Genomic DNA, 455 nt, shown 5'->3' on the forward strand with positions numbered 1-455 from the left:
AAGTCTCGTGGCGCGCTTCTTCGACCGGCGCGGTTGTTTCTGGAGCCCACACGCCCGAGCGAAACGCAAACTCGTTGCGCAGTACCGTCGCGGCCGGCGGTTCGTCGAAACCGTTTGCGATCTGTACGTTGGATATCGCTCGGTCCCGCTCCACGACTTTGTAGAATCGCTCTGCTGATTTCGCAGTGGCGGGGTCAGCCTTTATTTTTGCAGTCATATCCTCGAAGAGAGCTCGGTCTTTAGCGCTCAGCGATACCTGCTGAACCTGAGGCTTTAAGCTCTCGCCGATGTAAGTCGATAAGCCGGATGTGCCGATTACGACAGCCAATCCGATGGCGGCTTTCTTCAGGTAAGGATATTCATCCGCGCCATCACTAATAATTCCGACTTGGTCGTCGACTAAGCGTAAAAGCTGTCTAAGCGATCCTTCTTCGCGCCCAAGTAATTCGACCCGG

1 protein-coding gene is annotated in these 455 nt (G+C 54.9%); it reads right to left on the reverse strand.

Features of this window, described 5'->3' with window-relative positions; genetic code table 11:
* A partial coding sequence (locus RAD15_RS43805; protein ID WP_458184862.1) for a hypothetical protein occupies positions 1 to 455 on the reverse strand: 455 nt, incomplete at both ends.

This window comes from Bradyrhizobium sp. 14AA, from assembly GCF_054185205.1.